Raw genomic sequence first — 2,800 nt, 5'->3', positions numbered from 1 at the left:
CGGCGAATCGTCTATGCGAGTGGTCCCATCGCACGAGCAGAGCCCCGACCGTCCCAAACCAGGACTATCGTTGCGTCTGCAACTGCTCGTCAGAGCGGATGACGGCGGATGCTCGAGCGAGCGAAGACCTGCAAACGCTTCTACAGAACCGATACGGAGTTCGCTCTCGACTCACAGCATCGTGAAGGATTGTCGCACCTCACCATCGCGTTCGACGTCGACGACGACTCGGTCGTCGATCCGAACGTCGGCGTATGTACCGGTCACTGGTATGTCAGGCGTCTCCTTGCTGAACGCGTTGATCGAGACGTGATCGATTCCACGGAATCGAGAGAGTTCCGTCTGGTGGATGTGGCCACTGATCGTCCCGCGGATGCCGTGGGACCTGGTGATGAGATCCAGCACCTCCTTCCGGTCCGTAGCGACGGCGCGCTCGGGGTAGTCGCTGAACCAGACGTTATCGGCGAGATCGAACGCCCCGAGCGGGTGGTGACAGAGGACCACCGGGCGTGCCGGTTTGAGGGACGAGAGCGTTTCCGCGAGCCAGTTCCACTGCGTCCGTCCGACCGATCCGCGCGCCCCCGGCGTCTCCTCGTTCGTCGTATCCAGATACAGGAACGGGACGTCGCCGACCTCGACGGTCCCGTAGAAATCGTCCTGGTCCAGGATCGAGGCGAGATCTGCGCGGGTGAGATGCTCGACGTCGTGGTTTCCGAGCAGGTACGTGATCGGAGCGGGAATCCCCGAGAGGCACTCGCGGACGCGGGCGACGTTCGCTTCGTCGACGGCCTTCGACCCGCCGTCCTCGATTAGGTCACCCAGGACGAACGTATGATCTGGGTCGCGGGCCGCGAGCGTCTCGACGGTCGACTCGATCGCGTCTGTGACAGCCGAGGCGTGGTCGTCTCGCAGATGAACGTCCGAGATGATGGCGACTTTGCTCATTGGATCCCCGCCGATGGTCACGGCGCCGACTGTATCGGTCAGTCGGCCGAGGGATGGTTATATATTTCGTCGGTGAGTCCCGCGATCGACCGTCCCGGCGCACTCGCCTCGAACGGGCTTAGCTTCTGACCGCCGGCCCCGTTTCGGCGGCGTCGGCAGAGAGCGGCGGCGTGACCGCGTCGGCCCGCCAGACGTTCCCGCGCCGACCGACCCGCGAGAGATCGAGATCGACGCGCTCGCCGGCACCCAGCGATTCGAGCGCTTCGCGAGCCGACTCGTCCGCGTAATCCACGAGATGGTACGTCGCGTTGGTCTCACGCGACCGGACCGTGAGCCCGCCGTGGGCGTTCATCTCTGACACAATAGTGAACGAACTGTGGCTTTTACTCGTATTTGCGCTCATCTTGTCTACTCATACGATAATTACCTTGATAAATCTAGGCTGTTAGGAGTAATAGGTGTATAGTTATGCGATACGATGTCTGGTGCCGCCGAGCCGACGCGCCTCTGTAGCCGTCACACGAGCGTCGACCTGTGCATCGTCGGCGTTATGCCGATCCCCCCGGTAACGATGCTATGGACCTGTTGGGACGGCTGTTCGGCGACGGCGACGAACCGCGGGTCGCACTCTTCGTCGACGGGCCGAACGTCCTCCGCGACGAGTTTGATGTCGATCTCGACGACGTTCGGGAGGCGGCCGCGGGGGCGGGGCAACTGACCGCGACGCGACTCTACCTCGACGAGCACGCCACGCCGGGGTTGATTCAGGCTGCCGAGGCACGCGGCTTCGAGGTGATCGTCACCAGTGGCGACGTCGACGTTCGACTCGCAGTCGACGTCACGCAGTTCGCCGTCGAGGACCGCGCGGACGTGATCGCGGTCGCCTCCCGCGATACGGACTTCAAGCCGGCCATCGAGGCGGCCAACGCACGCGGTTGTCGCACGTTCGCAATCGCCCCCGGCGAGTTCGGTCGCTCGGACGCCCTCCGCAACGCGGCCACCGAGCGCGTCACGCTCGAAGAAGAGCGTGACGACGGCCCGACGCTCGTCGGCTACGACGAGTGAGGGTCGTCGCGCACTCCCATCGTGTTCGGCTCCGCCAACCAGTCGCTGGTGACGACAGTTACGATGTCCCGCGTTCGAGATAGCCGAGGGATTCCAGAATTTCACAGACCCGGCAGATCCCCTCCGCTGAGGACTCCGTCGACGTGAGGCTCTGCGCCTGTTTCGTCTTTCCGCAGTTCGCACACGATTCGAAGGCCTCGCCGTCGGGTTCGTCGTGTGTGCGCCTCGCGTTACTCTCGAGTAGCCAGTACTCGATCCCGGGCCAATACGTCAACAGTTGGTCCGCCAGATATCGATAGAGGGTCTGCTCGTTCGACTGCATCGTCCACTCCGTAGAGAGCGCGTGCTCGACGAACTCGCTTCTGGTCCCGTAGTGATACAGCGCCAGTTCCCGCTTCGAGAGGAGCGCGGCGGGGTAGACGTACGTGAGATCTCCGAACGTGCGCGTCGGAAACGCGCCGACGTCGAACCCCGACGCGAACGACTTCAGCAATCCGGCGACGAGATCAGATGCGTGCGCACCGAGCGCGATCGTCTCGAACCCCTCACGCGTCGCGATATGCTCCAGTAACCGAGTGATGAGATGATCTCCGATCGCGGCCGCATACTCATCGTACTCCGTCTGCGAGAGTCTGTCGAACACGTCGGCGAACGACCCATCGATCCCGTACACTCGCTCGGCGACCGTCCCACCGACCGTGTGTAACTCGACTCCCAACTCCGAGGCGAGCTCCGTCGCGTAGTCAACTGCGACAGGGGGTTCGGCGTCGTGCCGCCACGGGTCGTCGAC

At 63.5% G+C, this 2,800-nt stretch carries 4 protein-coding genes; 1 reads left to right on the top strand and 3 read right to left on the bottom strand.

Annotated features, from left to right (window positions below):
• Positions 1-171: 171 nt before the first annotated feature.
• Together ABEI27_RS10290 and ABEI27_RS10285 are read right to left on the bottom strand one after the other, a co-directional pair.
• Positions 172-945, bottom strand: a complete 774-nt coding sequence (locus ABEI27_RS10290) for a metallophosphoesterase family protein (RefSeq protein WP_375799316.1) — start codon at positions 943-945, stop codon at positions 172-174.
• Positions 946-1,063: 118 nt separating this feature from the next.
• The gene (locus ABEI27_RS10285) at positions 1,064-1,348 is read right to left on the bottom strand and encodes a hypothetical protein (protein ID WP_375799315.1); all 285 of its coding nucleotides are present in this window, start codon (positions 1,346-1,348) and stop codon (positions 1,064-1,066) included.
• Positions 1,349-1,521: 173 nt separating this feature from the next.
• On the opposite strand from ABEI27_RS10285, the gene ABEI27_RS10280 reads away from it, so the two are divergent.
• A complete protein-coding gene (locus ABEI27_RS10280) occupies positions 1,522-2,010 on the top strand; it encodes an NYN domain-containing protein (protein ID WP_375799314.1) in 489 nt (162 codons plus the stop codon).
• 58 nt (positions 2,011-2,068) lie between these two features.
• Here the strand turns inward: ABEI27_RS10280 and ABEI27_RS10275 are convergent.
• The coding region (locus tag ABEI27_RS10275) for a hypothetical protein (RefSeq protein WP_375799313.1) at positions 2,069-2,800 on the bottom strand (732 nt) is incomplete at its 5' end.

Source organism: Halobellus sp. (genome assembly GCF_042218505.1).
In the GTDB taxonomy this organism is placed as follows: domain Archaea; phylum Halobacteriota; class Halobacteria; order Halobacteriales; family Haloferacaceae; genus Haloquadratum.
This window is presented reverse-complemented; position numbering and strand designations above follow the sequence as displayed.

Coding starts and splice junctions, on each gene's coding strand:
- ABEI27_RS10280 (WP_375799314.1), top strand. CDS start 1,522: ATGGACCTGTTGGGACGGCTGTTCGGCGACGGCGACGAACCGCGGGTC.
- ABEI27_RS10290 (WP_375799316.1), bottom strand. CDS start 945: ATGAGCAAAGTCGCCATCATCTCGGACGTTCATCTGCGAGACGACCAC.
- ABEI27_RS10285 (WP_375799315.1), bottom strand. CDS start 1,348: ATGAGCGCAAATACGAGTAAAAGCCACAGTTCGTTCACTATTGTGTCA.